The organism is Lactobacillus sp. UMNPBX15 (genome assembly GCF_002553785.1).
GTDB lineage: Bacteria > Bacillota > Bacilli > Lactobacillales > Lactobacillaceae > Lactobacillus > Lactobacillus crispatus.
In genome coordinates, this window is record NZ_PCYV01000064.1 from 1 (window position 1) to 2,176 (window position 2,176).

Here is a 2,176-nt window from a genome sequence, read left to right on the forward strand (position 1 = left end):
ACTGTTATACTGAGACGGTTATTTAAGTTCTTTTATTTACAATTCTTCTGGATCTTCTCTTGCCACGGTAAATAAGCTTCAAGGGTTTCCGAATCCAGAATCTCTTCATTCGGTAATTTCTGAAGCAAATAATTCAAGTACTTTTCAGGATCAAGGCCATTTCTCTTGGCAGTTTCAATTAAGCTTAGAATAAAGCCACTTGCAGTAGCACCCTCAAAACTTTGAGAAAATAACCAATTCTTCCGGCCCATGACGAGTGATTTTACAGCGCGTTCGGCCTTATTGTTAGATAATTCTAAATTGCCATCAAGCAAGACATGCTCAAAAGTAGCTTGATGCTTGAGGGTATAATTAATGGCTCTTCCCAATTTAGAGCCTGGCAAAACGGTGATTTTATTTTTCTCACACCAGTTGAAGAACTCTTGCATCAGAGGCTTGAGCTTTGCTTGTCTTAGCTGGTAACGTTCTTGTTTGCTCAAATTCTCCCAGGTTTGTTCTAAGTAAAACATGCGATTGCAGTAGTTGAGTCCTTTTTGGGCAAGGGACTTTCCAGAAGCCTGTTGTGGTACGGCTTCGTGAAACTTTCTTCTAACATGAGCCCAGCAGCCAACTAAAGTTGCTTTCGGCAATTGCTCATAAGCCTGCCACATATCACAGTGCAAATAACCGGGATAGTTTCCTAAAAAGTTTAAGGCAACCTTGCCACTCCGGGAAGGATCATGATGATAGAGTGTAATCCCGTATTGATCATGTTTGCCTGAAAGGAAGACCCAATAGTAAGTCTTGATTGTTTTACTTTCTAAGACTGTGTAATAAGTTTCATCGGCATGTAAAATTGGCCGCATTAACAGCTTTTGCTTAAGCAGATCATACACTGGTTTAAAGTAGTATTGACTGCTTTTCAAATCCCAATAATTTAACATCTGTCTTGAAACTTTTAGTCCCATCTTCTTCCAGTCGCTTTCTTGGCGATAGTCCGGCACCTTCATTTCATATTTTTGATAGAGTGAATGAGCGATGAGTGAAGCTGAACCTAGACCATGGTTTAGGGGAGCTTTAGGTACTGCAGCTTTAATGATCTTGTCGCTATAATTTCTTTGACTGCAATATTTACATTTGTAAGCATGTTGGATATGGTCTAGCCTTTTAAGTTGAGCTGGGATAAACAATAATTCTTGGCGAACTGACTGCTTGCCTATCTCAATCAGCTCATGATGACAATCAGGACAATGCTTGTCGCCTAATTCATGGTGAACCTCTTCAGCTGGAAGGGCAGCTAGTAAGTCAGCACGCTTTCGTTTGTGAGCTTGTCTTTTATAAGTAATAGTCTGAACGGCGGCGTCGGGGACGTTCTCCGTCATCTTGAGCATCAGGTTCATCAAAGAGACTTGTTTGTCCATTTAAAGGCATTTGTTCTGAAGATTTGCCATAACGTTTTTGCGTTAAGTAAGCCACTTGTTCACGGAGGAGCTTGATTTCATCAGTTAAGTTTTGAATAGTAGTTGCTTGTTGTGCAATAATCTTTTCCAAATTTTCTTGTGACATGAGTTAAACTTCCTCCTAAATTTATTAGTTAAAAGAATATCAAAAAAGCGTGCGATGTCAAGTGTTAGTAGAATTCGCACGCTTTCGTGTTCTTTATTTTTGGATTGATTGCGAAGCCCTTCATTAGCCAGTCGACCTGCTCAAAAGATAAAGCTTGAACTTCATTTTGATTCCTGGGCCAGTTCAATTTTCCATTTTCAAATCTTTTGTATAACAGCCAAAAACCTTGTCCGTCCCAATAAAGGGCTTTGAAGCGGTCCTTGCTTCCGCCGCAAAAGAGGAAGACTTTGCCGCTAAAAGGATCAAGTTCAAACTGTTCTTTGACTAAAGTTGCTAGTCCATCAATGCCTTTACGCAGATCCGTCTTGCCGCAAACGATATAGACTTGCCCTAAGTCACTGAGCTTAATCATGGCAAGACTTTCTCAAGCAGCTTATTCATAATTTCAGTATCTAAACTACTGTAGAAGTTCAGTTCTAAGTCATTCTTCTTTAAACTAAGCAACAGATTATTGCGTGGTGGACGAGCCTTCTTAGGTTTAGAAGAGTGGCCAAGTGCCACAATGGGTTGTTGTTTTTCGATCATATTCTTAACCTCCATTAAATTGATGAGATTAGAATACCTGAAAAAT

4 protein-coding genes are annotated in these 2,176 nt (G+C 39.8%); all 4 read right to left on the minus strand.

Annotated features, from left to right (window positions below):
• Positions 1–32: 32 nt before the first annotated feature.
• The gene (locus CP366_RS10255) at positions 33–1,361 is read right to left on the minus strand and encodes an IS66 family transposase (RefSeq protein ID WP_219349954.1); all 1,329 of its coding nucleotides are present in this window, start codon (positions 1,359–1,361) and stop codon (positions 33–35) included.
• On the minus strand, positions 1,315–1,545 hold the full coding sequence (locus CP366_RS10260) for a transposase (RefSeq protein WP_005725993.1): 231 nt from the start codon (positions 1,543–1,545) through the stop codon (positions 1,315–1,317). Before CP366_RS10260 ends, CP366_RS10255 begins: the two co-directional genes overlap by 47 nt.
• Before the next feature lie 64 nt (positions 1,546–1,609).
• Entirely contained in the window at positions 1,610–1,957 is a 348-nt protein-coding gene (gene tnpB / locus CP366_RS10265) for an IS66 family insertion sequence element accessory protein TnpB (protein ID WP_089148042.1), read from the minus strand.
• A partial coding sequence (locus CP366_RS10835; protein WP_219350138.1) for a hypothetical protein occupies positions 1,954–2,176 on the minus strand: 223 nt, incomplete at its 5' end. The genes CP366_RS10835 and tnpB, both read right to left, overlap by 4 nt.